Annotated in this window: 28 protein-coding genes; 25 read left to right on the forward strand and 3 right to left on the reverse strand. The window is 47.0% G+C overall.

The genetic code is table 11. From position 1 onward, the window contains the following. Nucleotides 1-38: 38 nt before the first annotated feature. Nucleotides 39-419: a rhodanese-like domain-containing protein gene (locus AR442_RS06730; protein WP_007408335.1), complete on the reverse strand. Its 381-nt coding sequence runs from the start codon at nt 417-419 to the stop codon at nt 39-41. A 192-nt stretch (nt 420-611) separates the two neighbouring features. Between AR442_RS06730 and AR442_RS06735 the strand changes: the two genes are divergently transcribed. From AR442_RS06735 to AR442_RS06745, 3 genes are all read left to right on the forward strand, one after another. Beyond that, the gene (locus AR442_RS06735; protein ID WP_003153114.1) at nt 612-1,448 is read left to right on the forward strand and encodes a lipoate--protein ligase family protein; all 837 of its coding nucleotides are present in this window, start codon (nt 612-614) and stop codon (nt 1,446-1,448) included. A 99-nt stretch (nt 1,449-1,547) separates the two neighbouring features. Next, nucleotides 1,548-1,976 (forward strand): transcriptional regulator MntR, encoded by a 429-nt coding sequence (mntR, locus tag AR442_RS06740; RefSeq protein ID WP_007408338.1) that lies wholly within the window; start codon nt 1,548-1,550, stop codon nt 1,974-1,976. Nucleotides 1,977-2,090: 114 nt separating this feature from the next. After that, a complete protein-coding gene (locus tag AR442_RS06745) occupies nt 2,091-2,966 on the forward strand; it encodes a patatin-like phospholipase family protein (RefSeq protein ID WP_022552971.1) in 876 nt (291 codons plus the stop codon). Here AR442_RS06745 and AR442_RS06750 read toward each other — a convergent pair. Next, the gene (locus AR442_RS06750) at nt 2,963-3,358 is read right to left on the reverse strand and encodes an SA1362 family protein (protein WP_007408340.1); all 396 of its coding nucleotides are present in this window, start codon (nt 3,356-3,358) and stop codon (nt 2,963-2,965) included. The two genes, AR442_RS06745 and AR442_RS06750, sit on opposite strands and share 4 nt — an antisense overlap. Nucleotides 3,359-3,392: 34 nt before the next feature. Next, a complete protein-coding gene (locus AR442_RS06755) occupies nt 3,393-4,349 on the reverse strand; it encodes a DUF1385 domain-containing protein (protein WP_053284919.1) in 957 nt (318 codons plus the stop codon). 221 nt (nt 4,350-4,570) lie between these two features. On the opposite strand from AR442_RS06755, the gene AR442_RS06760 reads away from it, so the two are divergent. The 22 genes from AR442_RS06760 to AR442_RS06865 all read left to right on the forward strand — a co-directional run bounded on the left by AR442_RS06760 (nt 4,571) and on the right by AR442_RS06865 (nt 22,099). Then, complete coding sequence (locus tag AR442_RS06760) at nt 4,571-5,101, forward strand: YqhR family membrane protein (protein ID WP_029973882.1); 531 nt, start codon at nt 4,571-4,573, stop codon at nt 5,099-5,101. Between the two features lie 131 nt (nt 5,102-5,232). Continuing rightward, on the forward strand, nt 5,233-6,294 hold the full coding sequence (locus AR442_RS06765) for a M24 family metallopeptidase (protein ID WP_003153122.1): 1,062 nt from the start codon (nt 5,233-5,235) through the stop codon (nt 6,292-6,294). Between the two features lie 24 nt (nt 6,295-6,318). Then, nucleotides 6,319-6,876, forward strand: coding sequence for an elongation factor P (efp, locus tag AR442_RS06770; protein WP_003153123.1), 558 nt, complete (start codon nt 6,319-6,321; stop codon nt 6,874-6,876). A gap of 146 nt (nt 6,877-7,022) precedes the next feature. Further along, the gene (locus AR442_RS06775; RefSeq protein WP_003153124.1) at nt 7,023-7,304 is read left to right on the forward strand and encodes a YqhV family protein; all 282 of its coding nucleotides are present in this window, start codon (nt 7,023-7,025) and stop codon (nt 7,302-7,304) included. A 77-nt stretch (nt 7,305-7,381) separates the two neighbouring features. Next, nucleotides 7,382-8,305, forward strand: a complete 924-nt coding sequence (spoIIIAA, locus tag AR442_RS06780; RefSeq protein WP_014418361.1) for a stage III sporulation protein AA — start codon at nt 7,382-7,384, stop codon at nt 8,303-8,305. After that, entirely contained in the window at nt 8,299-8,814 is a 516-nt protein-coding gene (gene spoIIIAB, locus AR442_RS06785) for a stage III sporulation protein SpoIIIAB (RefSeq protein ID WP_014418360.1), read from the forward strand. Before spoIIIAA ends, spoIIIAB begins: the two co-directional genes overlap by 7 nt. Nucleotides 8,815-8,836: 22 nt before the next feature. Next, complete coding sequence (spoIIIAC, locus tag AR442_RS06790) at nt 8,837-9,043, forward strand: stage III sporulation protein AC (RefSeq protein WP_003153142.1); 207 nt, start codon at nt 8,837-8,839, stop codon at nt 9,041-9,043. A gap of 12 nt (nt 9,044-9,055) precedes the next feature. After that, nucleotides 9,056-9,445 (forward strand): stage III sporulation protein AD, encoded by a 390-nt coding sequence (gene spoIIIAD, locus AR442_RS06795; protein ID WP_071392571.1) that lies wholly within the window; start codon nt 9,056-9,058, stop codon nt 9,443-9,445. A 32-nt stretch (nt 9,446-9,477) separates the two neighbouring features. Then, the gene (gene spoIIIAE, locus AR442_RS06800) at nt 9,478-10,686 is read left to right on the forward strand and encodes a stage III sporulation protein AE (protein ID WP_003153145.1); all 1,209 of its coding nucleotides are present in this window, start codon (nt 9,478-9,480) and stop codon (nt 10,684-10,686) included. A 16-nt stretch (nt 10,687-10,702) separates the two neighbouring features. Continuing rightward, nucleotides 10,703-11,323, forward strand: coding sequence for a stage III sporulation protein AF (spoIIIAF, locus tag AR442_RS06805; protein ID WP_014418359.1), 621 nt, complete (start codon nt 10,703-10,705; stop codon nt 11,321-11,323). After that, entirely contained in the window at nt 11,316-12,008 is a 693-nt protein-coding gene (gene spoIIIAG / locus AR442_RS06810; RefSeq protein WP_014418358.1) for a stage III sporulation protein AG, read from the forward strand. Before spoIIIAF ends, spoIIIAG begins: the two co-directional genes overlap by 8 nt. A 3-nt stretch (nt 12,009-12,011) precedes the next feature. Beyond that, nucleotides 12,012-12,662 (forward strand): SpoIIIAH-like family protein, encoded by a 651-nt coding sequence (locus AR442_RS06815; RefSeq protein ID WP_007408346.1) that lies wholly within the window; start codon nt 12,012-12,014, stop codon nt 12,660-12,662. A gap of 153 nt (nt 12,663-12,815) precedes the next feature. Then, nucleotides 12,816-13,295, forward strand: a complete 480-nt coding sequence (gene accB, locus AR442_RS06820; protein ID WP_007612510.1) for an acetyl-CoA carboxylase biotin carboxyl carrier protein — start codon at nt 12,816-12,818, stop codon at nt 13,293-13,295. A gap of 14 nt (nt 13,296-13,309) precedes the next feature. Then, nucleotides 13,310-14,662 carry an acetyl-CoA carboxylase biotin carboxylase subunit gene (gene accC, locus AR442_RS06825; protein ID WP_007408348.1) on the forward strand — a complete coding sequence of 451 codons (1,353 nt, stop codon included), beginning with the start codon at nt 13,310-13,312 and terminating at the stop codon, nt 14,660-14,662. A gap of 21 nt (nt 14,663-14,683) precedes the next feature. Continuing rightward, nucleotides 14,684-15,091: an Asp23/Gls24 family envelope stress response protein gene (locus AR442_RS06830; RefSeq protein ID WP_003153156.1), complete on the forward strand. Its 408-nt coding sequence runs from the start codon at nt 14,684-14,686 to the stop codon at nt 15,089-15,091. A gap of 264 nt (nt 15,092-15,355) precedes the next feature. Further along, nucleotides 15,356-15,748, forward strand: coding sequence for a transcription antitermination factor NusB (nusB, locus tag AR442_RS06835; RefSeq protein ID WP_007408349.1), 393 nt, complete (start codon nt 15,356-15,358; stop codon nt 15,746-15,748). An 11-nt stretch (nt 15,749-15,759) separates the two neighbouring features. Continuing rightward, nucleotides 15,760-16,611 (forward strand): bifunctional methylenetetrahydrofolate dehydrogenase/methenyltetrahydrofolate cyclohydrolase FolD, encoded by an 852-nt coding sequence (gene folD / locus AR442_RS06840; protein WP_007408350.1) that lies wholly within the window; start codon nt 15,760-15,762, stop codon nt 16,609-16,611. Nucleotides 16,612-16,734: 123 nt separating this feature from the next. Beyond that, nucleotides 16,735-18,081, forward strand: coding sequence for an exodeoxyribonuclease VII large subunit (xseA, locus tag AR442_RS06845; RefSeq protein ID WP_003153166.1), 1,347 nt, complete (start codon nt 16,735-16,737; stop codon nt 18,079-18,081). Further along, nucleotides 18,078-18,332: an exodeoxyribonuclease VII small subunit gene (locus AR442_RS06850; RefSeq protein ID WP_007408352.1), complete on the forward strand. Its 255-nt coding sequence runs from the start codon at nt 18,078-18,080 to the stop codon at nt 18,330-18,332. Before xseA ends, AR442_RS06850 begins: the two co-directional genes overlap by 4 nt. Further along, entirely contained in the window at nt 18,322-19,212 is an 891-nt protein-coding gene (locus tag AR442_RS06855; RefSeq protein ID WP_053284918.1) for a polyprenyl synthetase family protein, read from the forward strand. The genes AR442_RS06850 and AR442_RS06855 overlap by 11 nt, the downstream gene beginning before the upstream one ends. A 143-nt stretch (nt 19,213-19,355) precedes the next feature. Then, on the forward strand, nt 19,356-21,257 hold the full coding sequence (dxs, locus tag AR442_RS06860; RefSeq protein ID WP_021494304.1) for a 1-deoxy-D-xylulose-5-phosphate synthase: 1,902 nt from the start codon (nt 19,356-19,358) through the stop codon (nt 21,255-21,257). Then, complete coding sequence (locus AR442_RS06865) at nt 21,254-22,099, forward strand: TlyA family RNA methyltransferase (protein ID WP_021494303.1); 846 nt, start codon at nt 21,254-21,256, stop codon at nt 22,097-22,099. The genes dxs and AR442_RS06865 overlap by 4 nt, the downstream gene beginning before the upstream one ends. The last annotated feature ends 32 nt before the right edge of the window (nt 22,100-22,131 follow it).

Genomic DNA, 22,131 nt, shown 5'->3' on the forward strand with positions numbered 1-22,131 from the left:
AGAGCTTCCGTATAAAACGGACAGCTCTTTTTTCATGATTAGTTTTTTGCTTTAATTTTTCCGCCCCATTTTTTAAATCCGCCTTTCAGGTTGTAAATATCTTTGCAGCCGTGTTTGCGGAGCGTCTGTGCCGCGCGTCCGCTGCGGACATTGTTTTGGCAGTACAGATAAACGGGTTTATCAGGACGGATTTCACTTTTGCGCTGTTTCAGCTGTGACAGCGGAATGTTGCGCGCGCCGAGAATATGGCCGCCTTCAAATTCATTCGGCTCACGGACGTCAATCAGCTGCGCTTTTCTGTAGCCCGCGCGGAATTCCTCTTCCGTAAGTGTTTTCATTAAACGCTGCTGGTAAAAATACGACACGATCATATAAACGATAAACGCCGCAACAATAATTAAAGCAATCATATTAGACAATGCGATTCTACTCCTTTAGCTTATAAAATAAAACCCTGCTTCCTGAAAACAAGGCTTACCGGACGTTTTGGGACAAATACTATTATAGTAAAGCATGAAGCGATTGTCATCCTTAATGAAACGAAATATTTTTCATTTTCAAGGCAGTTTGTTAAACTGATTTTATTAAAACGATAAAGAAGGGTTCAGTGTATGGAAAAAGAAACATGGCGGTTTATTGACTCAGGGAATGAAAGCCCGGCATTTAACATGGCGCTGGATGAAGCGCTTTTATATTGGCACAGCCAAAAAAAAATTCCTCCGGTGATCCGTTTTTACGGCTGGAATCCGGCAACTTTGTCTGTCGGGTATTTTCAAAATATTAAGAAGGAAATTAACTTTGACGCAGTACATAAACACGGCCTCGGGTTTGTCAGAAGACCGACAGGCGGACGGGGTGTTCTGCATGATAAAGAATTGACATACAGCGTAATCGTTTCAGAGGATCACCCGGAAATGCCGGCCACGGTGACAGAGGCGTACCGGGTGATTTCAGAAGGTATTCTGCAGGGATTCAGAAACCTTGGACTTGATGCCTGCTTTGCGATTCCGCGAACGGAGAAAGAAAAAGAAAGCTTGAAAAATCCGCGCTCGTCCGTCTGCTTTGATGCGCCTTCGTGGTATGAACTGGTCGTCGAAGGACGGAAAGTTGCCGGAAGCGCACAGACACGCCAAAAAGGCGTCATTCTTCAGCACGGTTCCATCCTGCTTGACATTGATGAGGATAAGCTGTTTGATCTGTTTTTATATCCGAGCGACAGAGTCCGTGAGCGTATGCAGCGGAATTTCAAAAACAAAGCGGTAGCCATCAACGCCTTAGCGCCGAAACGGGTAACGATGGATGAGGCCAGAATCGCTTTTAAAGCCGGTTTTGAGGAAGGGCTGAACATTCATCTTGAGCCTTACACACTCACGTCTGAAGAGCTTGCATTTGTCAATGAGCTGGCTGAGACGAAATACGCGTCTGATGAATGGAATTATAAGCGCTGATAAGGCTTGACAGACCGGAAGCATCCTTGTTTTTTCATGACCGTTAGTGTAAACTTGTAATGGTTTATAAAGTTAAGGTGCTTTTTGGGAGGGTTACTTATGACAACACCAAGTATGGAAGATTATATTGAACAGATTTATATGCTGATAGAAGAAAAAGGATATGCACGGGTTTCTGATATCGCGGAAGCTTTGGCAGTCCACCCCTCCTCTGTAACGAAAATGGTTCAAAAACTAGATAAAGACGAGTATTTGATTTATGAAAAATATCGCGGGCTCGTATTGACGTCAAAAGGCAAAAAGATCGGCAAACGGCTCGTATACAGACACGAATTGCTTGAGCAGTTTTTAAGAATCATTGGTGTTGATGAAGAGAAGATTTACAATGATGTTGAAGGAATCGAACATCATCTGAGCTGGAACAGCATTGACCGCATCGGCGACCTCGTTCAGTATTTCGAAGATGACGAAAGCCGGAAAAAAGAATTGAAATCCGTACAGAAAAAAACCGAAAATCCCGGTGAATAAAGGGCAGCCCGAAATGGGGCGCCCTTTTTTTAATGTCTTCATTCTTTGGTCTATTTCGCCCAGCCGTTTCTTAAAATAATAATACACCTTGAGATGGAAGGGAGAGGGCGCGCTATGCAGATTGACGGCGTATTTTCGGGCGGGGGGATAAAAGGGGTGGCGCTTGCCGGCGCTTATGAAGCGCTGGAAGAAAAGGGCTTTCGCTTTGAAAGGCTCGCCGGAACAAGCGCCGGCGCAATTATTGCCGCATTTATCGCTGCGGGCTATACGAGCAGAGAGGTTCATTCCATCATAGATGAGGTGGACGGAAGGCAATTGCTTGATCAGAGATACTCATTCCTCCCGCTGAAAATCCTGCAGTGGGTGTCGATATATTGGCGCCTCGGACTATACAGAGGCGATATGCTGGAAAAATGGATTGCGGATAAATTAAAAGCGAAGGGCATCATCGCGTTCGGCGATTTGAAAAAAGGCTCGCTCCGTCTCATCGCTTCAGATCTGACGAACGGAACGATGATCGTGCTTCCTGACGATCTTCCCCGCTACGGATTAAATCCGGAGATGTTCCCGGTTGCCAGAGCCGTCAGAATGAGCTGCAGCATTCCTTATTTTTTTGAACCGATAAAACTGAAGACCGAAAAAGGCACCTCGACGGTCGTTGACGGCGGCGTGTTAAGCAATTTCCCGATTTGGCTGTATTCAAAAGAACGCAAACGGCCGGTCATCGGAATTTCACTTTCGCCCAACGAAAAAGAGCGCCCGAAAAAAACAATCCGCAACGCTTTTGAGCTGTTCGGGGCTTTGTTTGAAACGATGAAAGACGCTCATGATGCCAGGCATATCGCGACAAAGTACGAACAGAATATTATTTTTATTCCGGTGGAACATGTGATGGCGACGGAGTTTCATCTCACACCGCAAAAAAAACTAGCTCTCATTGAGCTAGGAAAAAGCAGAACAGAGCAATTTTTGAAGCAATGGAGCTATTAAAAAAGCGCTCTGTTTTTCTTTTTATTCTTTTTGCCTTCTATGACGGTAAGCTGGGTCTGGCTTTTTTTCTTAAGAATCATCGGCTTCGGTCTGCTGCTGCTCGGCACGCTCCGCAAATGGCTGACCCGGCCTCTGTGTCCGGCGCGGTGCTTCGCTTTTTGTTCCTTCATTCGGAGCCGCGATTGTCTGGCCGCTTTTCTGAAAGCGGTTCCGTCACGGCCGGTGCGGCGGTTCAGGACCGTCCTCACGATAAAATAAATAATGATGCCTGCGATAATAACGGTGATCGCTCTTGAAATCATCTGCCCGGGGTTGGTTACCGCCGCATAAATGAAACCGAATGCGCCAAGCGCTATCAATACAGCAAAAAAAGGTTGTACACGATGATTCATAACTGCCCACCTCCAAAATAATAACGGTAACGGTTCAGATTACGTTGTGAGACGGCTTTTCGCTCTGTTCTGAAATGTCTTCCAGTCTGAGAAGCTCGTTAAAGCTTTCTATGGCAACCTCGACCTGGTCATCCGCCGGTTCCTTTGTCGTTAAAAGCTGCAGCCACAGGCCGGGATAACCGAGCACTTTCAAAACGGGGATATTCCGCACTCTGTTCGTCAGCTGGAGCACTTCAAAGGAGATGCCGAGAACGACCGGTATAAGCGCAATCCTGTCTAAAATCCGCACCCAAAGCGGATCTGTCGGAACGAGTAAATAGACGAACATGCCGACAATGATCGTAAATAAAATAAAGCTTGAACCGCAACGGTAATGAAGCCGTGACTGTTTCTGAACATTTTCTATTGTAATTGGAAAATTCTGTTCATAACAGTTTATGACCTTATGTTCGGCTCCATGATATTGAAACACTCTTTTAATTAACGGCGTCATTGATAAAAAATAAATGTAGCCGAGAAGCAGAAGCAGCTTAAACAGACTTTCGATTCCGATCTGCGCGGCGTCTGAGGAAAAGACGGGCCTTACAAGCTCCGCTAAGAAGACCGGGACGAGCGTAAAAACGAATTTGCTGAACAAAAACGACAGAACGCCGATCACCGCCAGGCTGAAAAACATCGATAAGCCCGAACCCTTCTTATCTTCCTGCTCCAGCTTGGCGTCATCCTGAGGATCAAGCCCGTATCGTTCGCTGGAAAAGTTTAAATGCTTTGTGCCGTTGGCGCTCGCCTCAATGATGGCGACGATTCCCCGCAAAAAAGGAATCTTTTTTAAAGCCGAAAGCTTGGCGTTCGGCACTCTCGGAAGCTTGAAAAAATCAATGCTTCCGTCATTCCTGCGGATGGCGGTAACATAATTTTTTCTGCCGCCGAACATGACCCCTTCAACAACAGCCTGCCCGCCGTATGCAGGGGGCGTTTTTTGTTTGGACATTGTTTATCAACCTGCCTGTTTTCTTAGGATTTACTAACCATTTCCTTTCACTCTATTGTACAGGAAACCGCGGTAAACCTCTAGTTAGACAGTTGGGAAATCAATGCTTTTTCTACATGCAGTATACCCCGTTTCTTTAGATTTTACTCATTGAATGAAAATATGGCGCAGCTTTTTATGACTTTTAAATTTTGGGGCAGTCTATGACTGGAGGTGCCATGATGACAAGCGAAAAACATTCAGAACAGGAAGAAAAGAAGAAGCAGGATGATGATCAGCAGCCTGTTTCATTTACCGGCAGAATTTGCGGTATCGGATTTGCCGGCGGTGTATTTTGGAGTTTGATCGGCTATCTCGGGTATGTCTTTCATTTTTCAGAGATCAGCCCCAACATGATTCTTCAGCCGTTTATGATCGGAGAATGGAAAAAACAATGGCTCGGCACGATGGTCAGCATCGTTGTCATCGGATTCATTTCAATTGCCGGGGCGTTTATTTATTTCGTCTGCCTGAAGCGTTTTAAAACGATGTGGCCGGGGATGGTGTACGGCGTCATTTTATGGTGTGCGGTTTTTTTCTTATTCAATCCGATTTTCGAAGATGTGAAATCCATCACTGAATTGAAATCAGATACAATCGTGACGACGCTTTGCCTTTACATTCTGTACGGTTTGTTTGTCGGCTACTCAATTTCCTTCAACTACAATGAACTTACGTCAGACAAGCTTGCAAGGGCGCTCGGCAACAAGTGAATAAGTGTATAATCCCTGTCCGGTATGGTAAAATGTTCACGAGAAGTGAACATTTTTTATGCTGAAAACCGGGCGGGGATGCTCCCGCGTTGTCAGGCGGCAGTCAAGAATCGGCGAGGAGGAGAAAGGGAATGAAACTTGAGAAATTGCGAAATCTTTTCGGTCAGCTGGATATAGACGGAATGTTGGTGACAAGCTCCGCCAATCTGCAGTATATGACGGGATTTACGGGTTCGTCAGGCCTTGCGGTCATATCGAAAGAACGTGCGGCATTTATCACGGATTTCCGTTACACCGAGCAGGCGAAGACGCAAGTGAAGGGTTTTGACATTATCGAGCACGGCGGAAGCTTAATCCAAACGGCTGCGGATACGATTCTTGAGTACGGCATTAAAAAACTCGGCTTCGAGCAAAACAGCATGACGTACGGAACATATGCATCCTACCAAGCGGTGCTGCAGGAAGCGGAGATGGTTCCCGTCGCGGATTCCGTTGAAAAGTTGCGCTTGATTAAGTCAAGTGAAGAGATTAAGATATTAGAGGAAGCTGCGAAGATTGCGGATGATGCGTTTGAACATATTCTGACGTTTATCAAACCGGGCATCTCAGAGATTTCAGTTGCAAACGAGCTCGAATTTTATATGAGACGCCAAGGAGCAGACGGCTCTTCCTTTGATATGATCGTCGCCTCGGGAGTCAGATCCAGCCTTCCCCACGGAGTGGCAAGCGGCAAATTGATTGAAAAGGGAGACTTGGTCACGCTCGATTTCGGCGCTTATTATAAAGGCTATTGTTCTGATATCACACGCACCGTCGCGGTCGGAGAGCCAAGTGATAAACTGAAAGAGATTTATCAGGTCGTATACGATGCCCAAGCGCTTGGTGTCCTGCATATTAAACCCGGCATGACGGGGAAAGAAGCGGACGCTCTGACGAGGGATCACATCACCGCAAAAGGCTACGGACAGTATTTCGGCCATTCGACAGGACACGGGTTCGGAATGGAAGTCCATGAATCACCGGGGCTGTCTTTCAGGTCATCGGCCGTTCTTGAGCCGGGCATGGCGGTAACGGTTGAGCCGGGCATATACATACCGGAAGTTGGGGGCGCAAGAATCGAAGATGATATCATCATCACTGAGGACGGCAACCGGACAATTACGCATTCCCCTAAAGAATTAATTATTTTGTGATCGGAATATAGGAGGACATCAAACATGATTTCAGTTAACGATTTTCGTACAGGACTAACGATTGAAGTAGACGGCGGCATTTGGCGCGTCGTTGACTTCCAGCACGTAAAGCCGGGAAAAGGAGCGGCATTTGTCCGTTCTAAATTGCGTAACCTGCGCACGGGCGCTATTCAGGAGAAAACATTCCGTGCAGGTGAAAAAGTTGCGAAAGCGCAAATCGAAACAAAAACGATGCAGTATCTTTATGCCAACGGCGATCAGCACGTGTTCATGGATACAAGCTCATATGAACAGCTTGAATTGAATGAAAACCAAATCGAAGAAGAATTAAAATACCTTCTGGAAAATATGTCTGTGCACATCATGATGTATCAGTCTGAAACGCTCGGTATTGAACTGCCGAACACAGTTGAACTGAAAGTTGTTGAAACAGAGCCGGGAATTAAAGGCGACACGGCGTCAGGCGGCACAAAACCTGCCAAAACGGAAACAGGTCTTGTCGTAAACGTACCGTTCTTCGTGAACGAAGGCGATACGCTAGTTGTAAATACATCAGACGGTTCTTACGTGTCAAGAGCGTAGTTAAAGAAATTCGGAGTCTGCTCCTTTTACGGGGCAGGCTTTTTTTGCGTTCTGCATCAAATCTTTCTTCTATATGAAAATAGTGAGACTACTTCCGTCAGCTAGAGCATATAGTGTAACAAAATGCTTGAAGTTGGGGGATTGCAATGAAATTTTTGTTTGGTTCAATCAATTCTACTGTTTTAACGATGGCCGGTTTACGAGTTTTGTCCTCGCTCATTGAATTATCGGCCGCTATTATCATGCTTTTGACAAACGACATCAGAAAGGCAGTTGTGGTGAATAGTATTTTGGCAATCGTCGGCCCGCTGATCTTTATCATCACAATGACGATCGGCATTTATCAGATTGCCGGACAGCTCTCATATGCAAAATTAATATTGATTTTTGCGGGAGTGGTGCTGATTTTGGCCGGTGTGCATAAATAGAGGGCCGGGGTGTCATAAAGTCTGTCCCGGATCATACATTTTAAAGAAGCCAATCGGTAAAAAAGGAGGAGACTCTATTGAATGAGATTACAGAGGTTCTCCCTGAATTATTGAGAGATGCCATCTCCGCCGTGCCCGAAGAAGCGAGGCGGGATACAGAAGAAATCAGAATCCGCGTCGACAGGCCGGTTGAACTGATCCAAAAAGGACAACCTTTGTATTTGTCATATGTGTGCACGGCCGGCGACGCACAGCTGATCCTCAGCCGGCTCAGCAATTACAGTATGTACACGCTGGAAGAAGAGCTGAAAAAAGGATACATCACAATCAGAGGAGGCCACCGTGTGGGACTGGCCGGAAGAGTCATCGTCGAAAACGGAGCCGTCAAGGGACTCCGGGATATTACTTCTTTTAATATCCGAATCGCCCGGGAGAAGCTGGGGATCGCAGAACCGCTCATTCCTTTTTTATGGAAAGAAAACTGGCTGAACACGCTGATCATCGGTCCTCCGCAAACGGGGAAAACGACCTTGCTTCGTGATTTGGCCCGGCTTTCCAGCACTGGATCAAAACGCATTCCTGCAAAAAAAACAGGTATCGTAGATGAACGGTCGGAAATTGCCGGCTGCCTGCGGGGCATTCCCCAGCACAGTTTCGGCCGCAGAATCGATGTCCTTGATGCCTGTCCGAAGGCGGAAGGGCTGATGATGATGATCCGCTCTATGAGTCCTGATGTAATAATTGTGGATGAAATCGGGAGAATGGAAGACTCACAAGCGCTGCTGGAGGCGCTCCATGCGGGCGTATCTGTTATCGTATCTGCGCACGGGTGGAATATGAAAGACTTGGTAAAGAGGCCGTCGCTGAAAATGCTTTGGGAGGAAAACGTGTTTGACCGGTATGTTGAACTGTCAAGGCGCCGCGGTCCGGGAACGATCAGCAGGATGTACGGAAAGGGCGGGGAACCTGTTCCGCATGCTGAAAGCGTGATGACATGCTGAAGCTTTTGGGTGCCGTGTTCATTCTGACAGCGACGACTTGGACCGGATTTGAGATCGCCAAAATGTATATTGAAAGGCCGAGGCAGATCCGTCAGCTGCGCGCGGCGCTCCAATCGCTAGAAGCGGAAATCATGTTCGGGCATACACCGCTGCATACCGCCTCGGGACAAATTGCCGCACAGCTTTCCAAACCTGTATCGTTATTGTTTCAAACTTTCAGCAGAAGGCTTGAGCAGGGAAGCGATTCCGCCAAAACGGCTTGGGAACAGAGCTTGAAACATAACTGGTCTTCCATGGCGATGAAAAAAAGCGAATATGATGTGCTGAAGCAATTCGGAGAGACGCTCGGGCTCCATGACCGTGTTTCTCAGCAGAAACATATCAAGCTTGCGCTTACACATTTGGAAGCGGCGGAAGCGGATGCCGGACGGGCGCAGGCGAAAAATGAAAAAATGGTGAAAAGCTTAGGATTTTTAGCCGGACTGTTACTCATTCTTCTATTGATGTAAACATGAGGGGAGCAAACATAAAATGGGAGTCGACGTAAATGTCATTTTTCAAATCGCCGGAGTCGGTATCGTGGTTGCGTTTTTGCACACCATACTTGATCAAATGGGAAAAAAAGAATACGCCCAGTGGGTGACGCTGCTTGGCTTTATCTATATTTTATTTATGGTGGCGACGATTGTCGATGACCTGTTCAAAAAGATCAAAGCTGTGTTTCTATTCCAAGGATAGGGGGGCTTACAGATTGAGATTGTTCAAATTGTAGGTTTAGGCCTGATCGCTACATTTCTCTCCCTGATCGTAAAAGAACAGAAACCGACTTTTGCGTTTATGATTGTCGTCTTCAGCGGCTGCGTAATCTTTCTTTATCTCATCGACCAGATTTACGACATTATCAGAATGATAGAAAAAATAGCCGTCAATGCAAATGTCAACATGGTTTATGTGGAAACTATTTTAAAAATTATCGGCATCGCCTACATCGCTGAATTCGGAGCGCAGCTTACAAAGGATGCGGGCCAGGGAGCGATTGCTTCGAAAATAGAGCTGGCCGGAAAAATTTTGATACTGGTAATGGCCGTGCCGATACTCACCGTCATTATTGAAACGATTCTCGGACTTATTCCTTCGTGATCATAAATAAAATGGAAAGGGGGGCACAAAAAATGAAGCGCTTTCGGTGGGCGGGAGCTTTTTTGTTCATCCTCTTATTTTTTCAGACTGAATGTGTACAAGCTGCCGGAACAGACGGTGCGTCGCAGGAAACCGCAGTTCACCAAGAATCCGCTGATGAAGTGGCGAAAAAGCAGGCCGAAGCGCTGAAAACAGAAGGCATCGGAAAGTTTTGGGACGACATCATGACAGAATACGGCGGTCTTCTGCCTGAAAGCCAAAAGGGAAGCATCATCGACTTTATTAACGGAGAAAAAACGTTCTCACCGGAGGCATGGCTGAAGGCTTTATTTTCATACTTGTTTCATGAAGTGCTCGCAAACGGAAAGCTTCTGGGAACTTTGATTCTTCTCACCATTTTTTGTGTCATTCTGCAGCTCCTGCAAAATGCGTTCCAGCAGAGCACCGTCAGCAAAGTGGCTTATGCAATCGTCTACATGGTGCTGATTATTCTCGCTTTAAACAGCTTTCATGTTGCCGTCAATTATGCCAGTGAAGCGATCCAGACGATGACAAGCTTCATTCTCGCGCTCATCCCGCTTTTACTTGCGCTTTTGGCGTCTTCCGGGGGAGCCGTCTCCGCAGCTTTTTTTCACCCCGTTATTTTATTTCTGATGAATACGAGCGGCCTTCTCATTCAAAACATCGTCATGCCGCTTATCTTCCTGTCAGCGATTTTAAGCATCGTCAGCACGATGACGGATCAATATAAAGTCACGCAGCTTGCCAATCTGCTCAGAAATATCGCGATCGGCGCGCTTGCCGTATTCCTCACCGTGTTTCTCGGCGTCATCTCCGTACAGGGGGCTTCGGCTGCCGTGACGGACGGGATTACGCTCAGGACTGCAAAATTTATAACAGGCAATTTTATTCCCGTACTCGGCCGGATGTTTACGGATGCGACGGATACGGTCATCAGCGCCTCGCTCCTATTAAAAAACACCGTGGGAATCCTCGGAGTCGGAATTTTGATCTGCATCTCCGCGTTTCCGGCGATCAAAGTGCTCTCGCTCGCTTTTATTTATAAGCTCGCGGCCGCTATTCTGCAGCCGCTCGGAGGCGGGCCCGTCATTACGTGCCTCGGCGTCATCAGCAGAAGCGTACTGTATATTTTCGCGGCGCTCGCCATCGTCTCTCTCATGTTTTTCCTCAGCATCACAGTCATTATTACAGCAGGCAACCTCACCATGATGATGAAATAAAGGAGGCCCATTGGATATGAGCTTTTTAACAGAATGGCTGACAAGCATTATTTTATTTATCTTATTCGCCATCGTCATCGACATGCTGCTGCCCAGCTCCAGTATGCAAAAATACGCAAAGATGGTTGTCAGCCTGCTGTTAATCATTGTCATGCTCAACCCGATATTCAAACTTTTCAAAACAGACCCGGAAATCATCTTCGATTATTTGACAAAACAAGAGCAATCTCAATCCGCTGATATAAAAAATCAAATCAAATCAGAAAAAAAAGAAATACAAGCATCAAACCGCGCATATGTTTTAGAAGAAATGGCTGTCCAACTAAAAAAGAAAGCGGAGGAGATGTTCAGTCATGACGAATACAAAATAGACGACATCCGCCTTACAGCGGAAGAACAGGTTCGTTCAGAAGAAGATGTAAAAACGATCAGCGTGTATATGGCCCCATCTTCTGAAAAAACCGTGCAAACCGTCGCACCGATCGACATCCGCACAGACCGCAAATACGAACCGGAAGGCGCAGCCGACAAAAAAGAGGCCGCAGACATCAAAGGAAAACTTGCGGATATATGGGAAATCGGCAGTGAGAAAATTACGGTTTATATGGAAGGCGGGGAGAAAAACGGCCATGAATAAAAACGGACTATGGACCATACTCAAAAAACAGCTGATGATCGGACAGGCGAAAGACGGAGAAAAACCAAAACTGACAAAATATCATTACTTTCTGTTCGTGTTTGTGCTCGGGGTATCTTTTATGCTGGTCAGCCAGCTGTTCTCTTCACCGGAGAAAACCGGGAAGGACCAAACGGCGCAGACCGTCATGTCCGGCCGAACGGAAGACAAAAGCGGGCAAAAAAGCGCACCCGTTTTTAAGGCATCGAAAGACGGCAGCGCCAAAACCACGATCGATGATTACGAAAGAGACTATGAAAACCAGCTGAAAGAAATCCTTGAAACGATTATCGGCGTGGAGGATGTCTCAATTGTCGTAAACGTAGACGCAACATCTTTGAAAGTGTTTGAGAAAAATAAAACGAAAAAAGACACCACCACTGAAGAAACCGATAAAGAAGGCGGCAAAAGAAGCGTAACCGATCAAACCTCTGAAGAACAAATTGTCATGATTCGAAACGGGGACCAGGAAACCCCGGTCGTCGTCCAGACGAAAAAGCCCGATATCCGCGGTGTACTCGTTGTCGCTCAGGGAGTGGACAACGTTCAAATAAAAAAAACCATCATTGATGCCGTCACAAGGGTGCTCGATGTTCCGAGCTATCGTGTAGCGGTTGCCCCTAAAAAAATCAAGGAGGATTCATAAATCATGCTGAAAAAACAAACGGTTTGGCTTTTAACAATGCTCAGTCTCGTCGTGGTATTAAGTGTTTATTATATTATGTCGCCGGAAAGCAAAAATGCCGTGCAGATGAAAAGCGAAAAAAGCAGCGGAGAAGTCGCCACTGAAAAAACGCCGGCTCCTGAAACGAAAGATAAGAGCGGAAGCGGCACGGAAAAAGAAGACGGCACAAAAGGAACGAAAGATTCTAAAGGCACAAAAGAGGATAAAGAAACATCAGCCGAAGCATCGGACAAAGACGGATCGGTCGCCACAGAAACAGCTGATGAAAACTTATTTACCGCATACCGTATGGAACTTGAAGACGCGAGAAGCAAAGAAAGGGAACAGTTAAACAGCATTGTTTCAAGCGATGATGCGACCGCAAAGGAAAAAAGCGAAGCCTACGATAAAATGACGGCGCTGAGCAATGCTGAAGGGACGGAAAAACAGCTGGAAACGCTGATTAAAACACAAGGCTACAAAGATGCGCTCGTGGATGCTGAAGGAGACAAAATCAACATTACCGTCATGTCTGACAAACATTCAAACGCAAAAGCTTCCGCTATCATTGACCTGGTGGAAAAAGAAATCAAGACGATGAAAGACGTCGCCGTCACGTTTGAACCGACAAAGTAAGAGACCTGAACCGCCCGCACCCGCTGCGGGCTTTTCTGATGTCATTTTAGATCAGTGTTGAATTTACACAAGCGCTCCTGTAAGATAAACATAGTATGTACTTTTAGTAGCAACCCATAAATTTCTATTTTTTATACATAGGAGTGGAAACTGATGTTAAAAATCAACGAAATTCATGAACTGATAAAAAGAATCGATGAATCTTCCATCGACGAATTTGTTTACGAAATTGAAGGCGTAAGCCTCAAACTGAAAAAAAATGAAGCGCCGGCAGTGAATGTAACGGGACAAGCCCAAGCCGTTCCCGCCGCTTACGCACCTGCTCCGCAGGCTGCAAAACCGGAAGCGCGTGAAGCCGCTCCTGCTCAGGAAGCGCCGAAACAAGACGAAAACCTGCACAAAATTACGTCTCCGATGGTCGGAACGTTTTATGCTTCTTCATCGCCGGAAGCCGGCCCTTACGTAAACCAAGGTTCAAAAGTGAGCGAAAATACAGTTGTTTGTATCGTAGAAGCAATGAAACTCTTTAACGAGATTGAAGCCGAAGTAAAAGGAGAAATCGTTGAAGTGTTAGTTGAAAACGGCCAGCTGGTCGAATACGGACAACCTCTATTTCTTGTAAAAGCTGAGTAAGGAGACCTGCTATTATGATTAAAAAGCTATTGATCGCCAACCGAGGAGAAATCGCCGTCAGAATCATCCGGGCCTGCAAAGAGCTGGGCATTGAAACTGTAGCCGTTTATTCTGAGGCAGATAAAGACGCCCTGCATGTCCAAATGGCCGATGAGGCTTTTTGTATCGGGCCGAAAACATCAAAAGAAAGCTATTTAAATGTAACGAACATCGTCAGCGTCGCAAAGCTGACCGGCACGGATGCGATTCATCCGGGATACGGGTTTTTAGCTGAAAACGCCGACTTTGCCGAGCTGTGCGAGGAATTAAACGTAACGTTTGTCGGCCCTACGGCTGACGCCATTTCAAAAATGGGAACAAAAGATATCGCGCGCGACACGATGCAGCTGGCGGGCGTGCCGATTGTGCCCGGTTCAAAAGGAATCATAAAAAATACGGAAGAAGCGGTTTCGCTTGCAGGTGAAATTGGGTATCCTGTCATTATAAAAGCCACTGCGGGCGGAGGCGGAAAAGGCATCCGGGTCGCACGCACAGAAGAAGAACTGATCAAAGGCATTGAGATTACCCAGCAGGAAGCCGCTACGGCATTCGGAAATCCGGGTGTGTACATCGAGAAGTACATCGAAGATTTCCGCCATGTTGAAATTCAGGTGCTTGCGGATAATTACGGAAACACGATCCATCTCGGAGAGCGTGACTGTTCTATCCAAAGACGTCTGCAAAAACTTCTTGAAGAGTCACCGTCACCTGCGCTTGATTCTGAAATCAGGGAGCAGATGGGCGAAGCAGCGGTAAAAGCAGCTAAGGCCGTCGGTTACACGGGAGCCGGCACAGTAGAATTCATCTATGACTACAGAGAACAGCGCTACTACTTCATGGAAATGAACACGCGTATTCAAGTAGAGCACCCTGTCACAGAAATGGTGACGGGAACGGATCTGATCAAAGAACAGATCAAAGTGGCATCCGGACAGGAGCTTTCGCTCAGACAGGAAGACGTTGAATTTAACGGCTGGGCGATTGAATGCCGCATCAACGCTGAAAATCCTGCGAAAAACTTCATGCCTTCACCCGGTAAAATTAACATGTACCTGCCGCCGGGCGGACTTGGCGTACGCGTGGATTCAGCCGCATATCCCGGCTATTCGATCCCGCCGTACTATGACAGTATGATTGCTAAAGTCATCACATACGGAACAACGCGTGATGAGGCAGTCGCACGGATGAAACGCGCGCTGAGCGAATTCGTGATTGAAGGTATTGAAACGACGATTCCGTTCCATTTGAAACTGCTTGAACACGAAACATTTGTCAGCGGAGAGTTTAATACAAAGTTTTTAGAAACATATGATGTAATGGGCTCATAATTTTTGCGGGAGGTGAATTGAATGGAAGACAACAGTGTGCTTAAAATGGATCATGATGAGGCTCATTTAGGCAAGGTTGAAATTGCTCCTGAGGTCATTGAAGTCATTGCCGGCATCGCCGCTTCCGAAGTTGAAGGAGTTGCTGAAATGCGCGGCAATTTCGCCACGGGCGTCGTAGAACGCTTCGGCAAAATCAATCACGGCAAAGGCGTAAAGGTCGATTTAGCCGATGACGGGATTACCATCGACGTCTATTGCGTCGTTCAATTCGGGATCTCGATCCCGAAAGTGGCGGCAAGCGTTCAGGAGAATATCCGACAAACCTTATTAAACATGACGTCTCTTACCATTAATGAAATCAATATTCATATCGTCGGCATTCAATTTGACACGAAAGCCCAAGAAGTCGAAATCGACGAAGAAATGTAATGAGCGTATAAAAACCAAGGGGATGGGCAGCCCTTTGGTTTTTTATACGTTTCCCGTCATTTCAGGCATGAAGAAAGCCGGCTTACAAACGGCAGCCGAGTTTCTTCATGCTGTGAAATCCGAATGAAATTAATACGGTTTGTGAAAATATTCGGCATTAGGGTGAAAAAACCTAAATTTCGACATGCGATTGAGAAAAAAATATGTTATGATCTCTTTAAGCTTAACGACAAGCGGATAAAGCGGATCTGAAGGAGAAAGAAAATGAAAAGAAGAACAGCTAGAGAAAAAGCTTTGCAGGCACTTTTTCAGATTGATGTCAGCGATATTGCACCGAACGATGCCATTGAGCACGCGCTCGATGGTGAAAAAACAGATGCCTTCTTTGAACAGCTGGTGTACGGAGTGATCGAACATCAGGTTCAGCTTGATGAAATGATTTCCGGCCATCTCGTCAATTGGAAGCTTGACCGGATTGCAAACGTAGACCGCGCGATCCTGCGTCTGGCGGTGTATGAAATGGTTTATTCTGACGACATTCCTGCTAACGTGTCATTAAACGAAGCAATCGAGCTGGCAAAACGGTTCGGCGACGATAAAGCTGCAAAATTCGTAAACGGGGTTCTTTCTAACATTAAAACTGATATCGAATCATAGGAGGAAAGAAAATGACTGCAACAATCATCGACGGAAAAGAAACGGCTAAAGAAAAACGCGAACAATTGGCAAAAGAAGTAGAAGAGCTGAAAGCACAAGGCGTAGTGCCTGGCTTGGCGGTCATTTTAATCGGAGACGATCCCGCTTCTGTTTCATATGTGACAGGCAAGAAAAAAGCCGCTGAAACAATGGGAATGAAATTTAAGCTTGACCGCTTTGACTCAAGCTTAACCGAGGCGGAGCTTTTAACAGTGATTGATCAGTATAATCAAAATCCGGAATTCCACGGCATTCTCGTCCAGCTGCCGCTCCCGGATCATATTTCTGAAAAAGCCGTAATCGAGCGGATCTCCCCTGATAAGGATGTTGACGGTTTCCACCCTCTCAACGTCGGGAAAATGCTGCTTGGCGAAGATACATTTCTTCCATGCACGCCGCACGGAATTGTCGAGTTACTGAAAAAGACGAACGTAGATCTTTCCGGCAAAGAAGTTGTTGTAGTCGGACGAAGCAATATTGTCGGTAAACCGGTCGGCCAGCTGCTGCTGAACGAAAACGCGACCGTCACATATTGCCATTCCCGCACGAAAAATATGTCTGAGCATACGAAAAAAGCAGATATTCTTGTGGTAGCGGTCGGTAAAGCGAACTTCATCAAAGCCGATCAAATCAAAGAGGGCGCCATTGTCATTGATGTCGGCGTCAACCGTCTCGAAAGCGGAAAACTCTGCGGAGACGTTCAGTTTGATGAAGCGAAAGAAAAAGCATCTTTCATTACGCCGGTGCCGGGCGGAGTAGGTCCGATGACCATCACAATGCTTGCGCATAATACTGTTAAATCTGCCAGACGTACGTTATCATAGATAACCGGAGACAGTCACAAAAAGTGTGACAATGAGCACGATACCCGCTTCTTAAGGCTCCTTTCAGCCAGAGCGGGTTTTCTTAGTTTAGGGCAAAAAGCCTTTATGAAAGGAGTGCAGGATGTGAGTGAAGCGGCATATGTCACGGTTTCCGCGCTGACCAAATACATTAAACGAAAATTCGATGTGGACCCTCATCTTGAGGACATTTGGATTAAGGGTGAGCTCTCCAATGTTAAAATCCATACGAGAGGCCACATTTATTTTACATTAAAAGATGAGCATGCCCGCATGCAGGCCGTCATGTTTCAGAGGCAAAGTTCGAGGCTTGCGTTTAAGCCCGAGGACGGAATGAAGGTCATCGTAAGAGGCGGTATCTCCGTCTATGAACCGAGCGGAAGCTATCAGCTGTACGCGAAAGAAATGCAGCCGGACGGTGTGGGGGCGCTCTACTTAGCATATGAAGAATTAAAGAAAAAACTTGCCGGCGAAGGGTTGTTTGATGACCGGCATAAGCAGGCCATCCCCGCTTTTCCGGCTACGATCGGGGTCGTCACGTCACCGACGGGAGCAGCCGTCAGAGACGTCATTACCACACTCAAAAGAAGATACCCCCTTGTGAAAGTCATTGTGCTTCCCGCGCTCGTTCAAGGTGAAAATGCCAGCAGATCGATTGTGAAGCGCATTGAAGAAGCCAATGCACAAAAAATGTGTGACGTCCTGATCGTCGGAAGGGGAGGGGGCTCGATCGAAGAATTGTGGGCATTTAACGAAGAAATCGTGGCCCGGGCGATTTTTGCTTCCGCCATTCCGATTATATCAGCCGTCGGACATGAAACAGATTTTACAATCAGTGATTTCGTCGCGGATATCCGGGCGGCAACGCCGACAGGAGCGGCAGAAATCGCCGTTCCCCACACGACGGACTTAATGGAACGGACAAAAACGGCGGAAGTCCGCCTGACAAGAGCGATGCAGCAGCATATCAGCAAGAAAAAAGAACGGGTCCAATCGCTCCAGTCATCCTACGCGTTCCGTTTTCCGAAACGATTGTATACCCAAAAAGAACAGCAGTTTGACCTTTTGTATCAGCAGTTCCAATCACAGCTCACAGGGCTTACGGACAGGAAACAAAGGCAGCTGGAGCGGAATACGTACAGATTAACGGCGCTCCACCCTGAAACCCAGCTGAAACAGGCGAAAAAACGGTACGAGGAGCGCTCAAATCAGCTCGCCCGAAGCATGAATGTCCAGCTGAAGCAGCTTCATTCGCAGTTTCAGACGGTTCTTGGTAAACTGAATGCATTAAGTCCCCTTCAGGTGATGGAGAGAGGATACAGTCTGGCCTATAAAGACAAAGAGCTGATCAAAAGCGTTGATCAAGTGGAACAAAATGATACGCTTGAAGTAAAGATGACAGACGGCGTTCTGACGTGTGAAGTATTGCAAAAGAGAGGCGAACGAAAATGACAGAAACCAAAAAAAGTGAAGAGCTGACATTTGAAGAGGCGATGAAAGGCCTTGAAGGCATTGTGGCAAAGCTTGAAGAAGGAGACGTGCCGCTGGAGCAGGCGATTAATTATTTTCAGGAAGGGATGGCCCTTTCAAAAATGTGCCATGAAAAGCTTCAGCATGTCGAAAAGCAAATGGACTTTATTTTAAAAGATAACGGAGAACTTGCACCTTTCAGCGTTCAGGAGGAAGACGAAGGTGACAAATAAACTGGACGCATTTTTAGCATCGCGCAAACAACTGATTGAACAGCAGCTTTCTTTATATACAGAACGGCTTGCGATGCCGGAAACCCTCAAAAAATCTATGCTGTATTCTTTGGAAGCGGGCGGAAAGAGGCTGCGCCCCCTCGTCGTCTTAGCCGTTCTGAATGCTTACGGAAAAGATGAAAAAGACGGGATTCCGGTCGGGTGCGCTGTCGAAATGATTCATACGTATTCTTTAATCCATGATGATCTTCCTTGCATGGACGATGATGATCTGCGCCGGGGAAAGCCCACAAACCATAAAGTCTTCGGAGAAGCGGCGGCCGTATTGGCCGGAGACGGGCTTCTGACAGAAAGCTTTAAATTGATCACATCTTACGTGTCTGAGGCGGTTTCAGCAGAAAAACGCCTCCGTCTCGTCGATGAGCTGATCAGCGCGGCAGGAACGGAAGGAATGGTCGGCGGGCAGGCTGCCGACATGGAAGCGGAACAAAAGCGGATAACGCTTGAGGAGCTGGAATCCATCCACGAGCGGAAAACGGCCAAGCTCCTCGGTTTTTCCGTGACGGCGGGCGCCATTTTGGCAGATGCACCGGAGGATGAAGTCGAAAAGCTCCGTTTGTTCAGCAGCCATATCGGCATCGGATTTCAAATCAGAGACGACATCCTTGATATTGAAGGGCATGAGGAGAGGATCGGCAAACCGGTCGGCTCAGACACGTCGAACGAAAAATCAACGTATCCGTCGCTTTTAACGCTTGAAGGCGCGAAAGAAAAGCTTGCGTATCATATCAGCGAGGCGAAACAGATCATCAGCGGCCTTTCTCTTCAGAAAGAACTGCTGCATGACCTCTGTGATTTAATCGCGGCGAGAGATCATTAAAAACGGTCCTGATTTGAAGGGGCTGCCGCTCCTATGGTAAAATGTAAGCAGTTTCGATGAAAATACAAAGGGAGTCTTTTTCTTTTTTCAAAAAGACACTGTTTAATTTCCAGAAATTCATGCTGAAAGTGAGTTGATCCGCTTTGGATCTTTTATCAATACAGGACCCGTCATTTCTTAAAAAGATGTCAATTGAACAGCTGGAAGAGCTGAGTGAGGAGATCCGCAATTTCCTCATCACATCGCTATCTGCCTCTGGCGGCCATATCGGGCCGAACCTCGGGGTTGTCGAGCTGACAATTGCGCTTCACAAAGAATTTGACAGTCCGAAAGATAAATTTTTATGGGATGTCGGACATCAGTCCTATGTTCATAAACTGTTAACCGGACGCGGCAAGGAGTTTGAAACCTTGCGCCAATATAAAGGGCTTTGCGGTTTCCCGAAACGCAGCGAAAGCGAACATGACGTATGGGAAACAGGCCACAGTTCAACCTCGCTCTCAGGCGCGATGGGAATGGCTGCCGCCCGTGATATTAAAGGATCGAAAGAATATATCATCCCGATTATCGGAGACGGCGCTTTAACCGGAGGAATGGCGCTTGAAGCGCTGAACCATATCGGTGATGAGAAAAAAGATATGATCGTCATCCTGAATGATAATGAGATGAGCATTGCGCCGAATGTCGGGGCGATTCATTCTATGCTTGGACGGCTTCGCACGGCCGGCAAATATCAATGGGTAAAAGACGAGCTTGAATATTTATTTAAGCGCATCCCGGCCGTCGGCGGAAAATTGGCCGCCACAGCGGAACGGATAAAAGACAGTTTGAAATATATGCTTGTGTCAGGCATGTTTTTTGAAGAGCTGGGCTTTACGTATTTAGGCCCGGTTGACGGTCATTCCTACCACGAACTGTTTGAAAACCTGCAATACGCCAAAAAAACGAAAGGCCCTGTCCTGTTACATGTCATTACGAAAAAGGGCAAAGGCTATAAACCGGCTGAGACCGACACAATCGGCACATGGCACGGAACGGGTCCGTATAAAATCAATACGGGTGATTTCGTCAAGCCGAAAGCCGCGGCGCCTTCATGGAGCGGACTTGTCAGCGGCACCGTGCAGGAGCTGGCGCGTGAGGATGACAGAATTGTCGCGATTACACCGGCCATGCCGGTCGGCTCTAAACTGGAAGGGTTTGCGAAAGAATTTCCTGAACGCATGTTTGATGTCGGAATCGCAGAACAGCATGCGGCGACGATGGCGGCTGGAATGGCGCTCCAAGGCATGAAGCCGTTTCTTGCGATTTATTCGACCTTTTTGCAGCGGGCGTACGATCAGGTCGTCCATGACATCTGCCGTCAAAACGCGAATGTATTTATCGGCATTGACCGCGCCGGTTTGGTCGGCGCTGACGGGGAGACACATCAAGGCGTCTTTGACATCGCCTTTTTGCGGCATATACCAAACCTCGTTTTAATGATGCCGAAGGATGAAAATGAAGGCCGCCATATGGTCAATACAGCCCTTAATTATGAGGAAGGTCCGATCGCGATGCGCTTCCCGCGCGGAAACGGGCTCGGCGTAAAGATGGATAAAGAGCTGAAAACCATTCCGATCGGAACATGGGAAGTGCTCCGTCCCGGAAAAGACGCGGTCATTTTAACATTCGGTACGACCATTGAAATGGCGCTGGAAGCGGCTGAAGAACTGCAAAAAGAAGGCCTGTCCGTGCGTGTCGTGAATGCGCGGTTCATAAAACCGATTGATAAACAAATGATGAAGGCCATTCTTAATGAAGGTCTGCCGATTTTAACGATAGAAGAAGCCGTGCTTGAAGGCGGATTCGGCAGCACGATTCTTGAATTCGCTCATGACCTCGGCATGTATCATACACCGATTGACAGAATGGGCATCCCAGATCGGTTTATTGAACACGGCAGCGTAACCGCCCTGCTTGAAGAAATCGGTCTCACGAAGGCTGAGGTTATGAACCGGATAAAACTGCTGATGCCGCCGAAGACACATAAAGGAATTGGATCATGACAGCAAAAAAAGAACGATTAGATGTACTTCTTGTAGAAAAAGGCCTTGCGGAAACGCGGGAAAAAGCGAAACGCGCCATTATGGCGGGCATCGTGTACTCAAATGAAAACCGATTGGACAAACCGGGTGAAAAAATCGCCCGGGATCTTCCGTTAACGGTAAAAGGAAACCCTCTTAAATACGTCAGCAGAGGCGGATTAAAGCTTGAAAAAGCCTTGGAAGTGTTTCCCGTCTCGGTAAAAGGCAAAACGATGATTGACATCGGCTCGTCTACAGGGGGATTCACGGATTGCGCCCTCCAAAACGGAGCCGAGCGGTCCTACGCTGTGGATGTCGGCTATAATCAGCTTGCTTGGAAGCTCAGACAGGACGAGAGGGTCGTCGTCATGGAACGGACGAATTTCCGCTATTCCGAGCCTTCCGATTTCACAGAGGGTTTGCCGGAATTTGCGACAATCGATGTTTCTTTCATCTCACTCCGCCTCATTCTGCCGGTTTTAAAAACGCTGCTTGTACCGGGGAGCGATTGTATCGCACTGGTGAAGCCGCAATTTGAAGCCGGACGGGAATCCGTCGGAAAAAAAGGCATTGTCAGAGATCCAGACGTTCATACTGACGTTCTCCGCCGCATGAATCAATTTGCCGCTTCTGAAGGATATACAGTGAAAGGACTGTCCTTCTCACCGATTACAGGGGGAGACGGCAATATTGAGTTTCTGCTTCATTTGGAATGGGGCGGAGAAGACGGAAACGGCGCTGAACTGCCGGAAGAAGACATTCTCCGTACAGTCCGCGAAGCACATGAAACATTAAAAGCCAAAAAGACAGATGTACCGGAATAATAGGGGGCTATTATTCCTTTTTTCTGCCATCA

The sequence above is a fragment of the Bacillus velezensis genome, assembly GCF_001461825.1.
In the GTDB taxonomy this organism is placed as follows: Bacteria; Bacillota; Bacilli; order Bacillales; family Bacillaceae; genus Bacillus; species Bacillus velezensis.

Excerpts from the sequence above, each read along its gene's own strand:
- AR442_RS06735 (WP_003153114.1), top strand. The coding sequence starts at position 612 with ATGGAAAAAGAAACATGGCGGTTTATTGACTCAGGGAATGAAAGCCCG.
- mntR (WP_007408338.1), top strand. The coding sequence starts at position 1,548 with ATGACAACACCAAGTATGGAAGATTATATTGAACAGATTTATATGCTG.
- AR442_RS06745 (WP_022552971.1), top strand. The coding sequence starts at position 2,091 with ATGCAGATTGACGGCGTATTTTCGGGCGGGGGGATAAAAGGGGTGGCG.
- AR442_RS06750 (WP_007408340.1), bottom strand. The coding sequence starts at position 3,358 with ATGAATCATCGTGTACAACCTTTTTTTGCTGTATTGATAGCGCTTGGC.
- AR442_RS06755 (WP_053284919.1), bottom strand. The coding sequence starts at position 4,349 with ATGTCCAAACAAAAAACGCCCCCTGCATACGGCGGGCAGGCTGTTGTT.
- AR442_RS06760 (WP_029973882.1), top strand. The coding sequence starts at position 4,571 with ATGACAAGCGAAAAACATTCAGAACAGGAAGAAAAGAAGAAGCAGGAT.
- AR442_RS06765 (WP_003153122.1), top strand. The coding sequence starts at position 5,233 with ATGAAACTTGAGAAATTGCGAAATCTTTTCGGTCAGCTGGATATAGAC.
- efp (WP_003153123.1), top strand. The coding sequence starts at position 6,319 with ATGATTTCAGTTAACGATTTTCGTACAGGACTAACGATTGAAGTAGAC.
- AR442_RS06775 (WP_003153124.1), top strand. The coding sequence starts at position 7,023 with ATGAAATTTTTGTTTGGTTCAATCAATTCTACTGTTTTAACGATGGCC.
- spoIIIAB (WP_014418360.1), top strand. The coding sequence starts at position 8,299 with ATGCTGAAGCTTTTGGGTGCCGTGTTCATTCTGACAGCGACGACTTGG.
- spoIIIAC (WP_003153142.1), top strand. The coding sequence starts at position 8,837 with ATGGGAGTCGACGTAAATGTCATTTTTCAAATCGCCGGAGTCGGTATC.
- spoIIIAE (WP_003153145.1), top strand. The coding sequence starts at position 9,478 with ATGAAGCGCTTTCGGTGGGCGGGAGCTTTTTTGTTCATCCTCTTATTT.
- spoIIIAF (WP_014418359.1), top strand. The coding sequence starts at position 10,703 with ATGAGCTTTTTAACAGAATGGCTGACAAGCATTATTTTATTTATCTTA.
- spoIIIAG (WP_014418358.1), top strand. The coding sequence starts at position 11,316 with ATGAATAAAAACGGACTATGGACCATACTCAAAAAACAGCTGATGATC.
- AR442_RS06815 (WP_007408346.1), top strand. The coding sequence starts at position 12,012 with ATGCTGAAAAAACAAACGGTTTGGCTTTTAACAATGCTCAGTCTCGTC.
- accB (WP_007612510.1), top strand. The coding sequence starts at position 12,816 with ATGTTAAAAATCAACGAAATTCATGAACTGATAAAAAGAATCGATGAA.
- accC (WP_007408348.1), top strand. The coding sequence starts at position 13,310 with ATGATTAAAAAGCTATTGATCGCCAACCGAGGAGAAATCGCCGTCAGA.
- AR442_RS06830 (WP_003153156.1), top strand. The coding sequence starts at position 14,684 with ATGGAAGACAACAGTGTGCTTAAAATGGATCATGATGAGGCTCATTTA.
- nusB (WP_007408349.1), top strand. The coding sequence starts at position 15,356 with ATGAAAAGAAGAACAGCTAGAGAAAAAGCTTTGCAGGCACTTTTTCAG.
- folD (WP_007408350.1), top strand. The coding sequence starts at position 15,760 with ATGACTGCAACAATCATCGACGGAAAAGAAACGGCTAAAGAAAAACGC.
- AR442_RS06850 (WP_007408352.1), top strand. The coding sequence starts at position 18,078 with ATGACAGAAACCAAAAAAAGTGAAGAGCTGACATTTGAAGAGGCGATG.
- AR442_RS06865 (WP_021494303.1), top strand. The coding sequence starts at position 21,254 with ATGACAGCAAAAAAAGAACGATTAGATGTACTTCTTGTAGAAAAAGGC.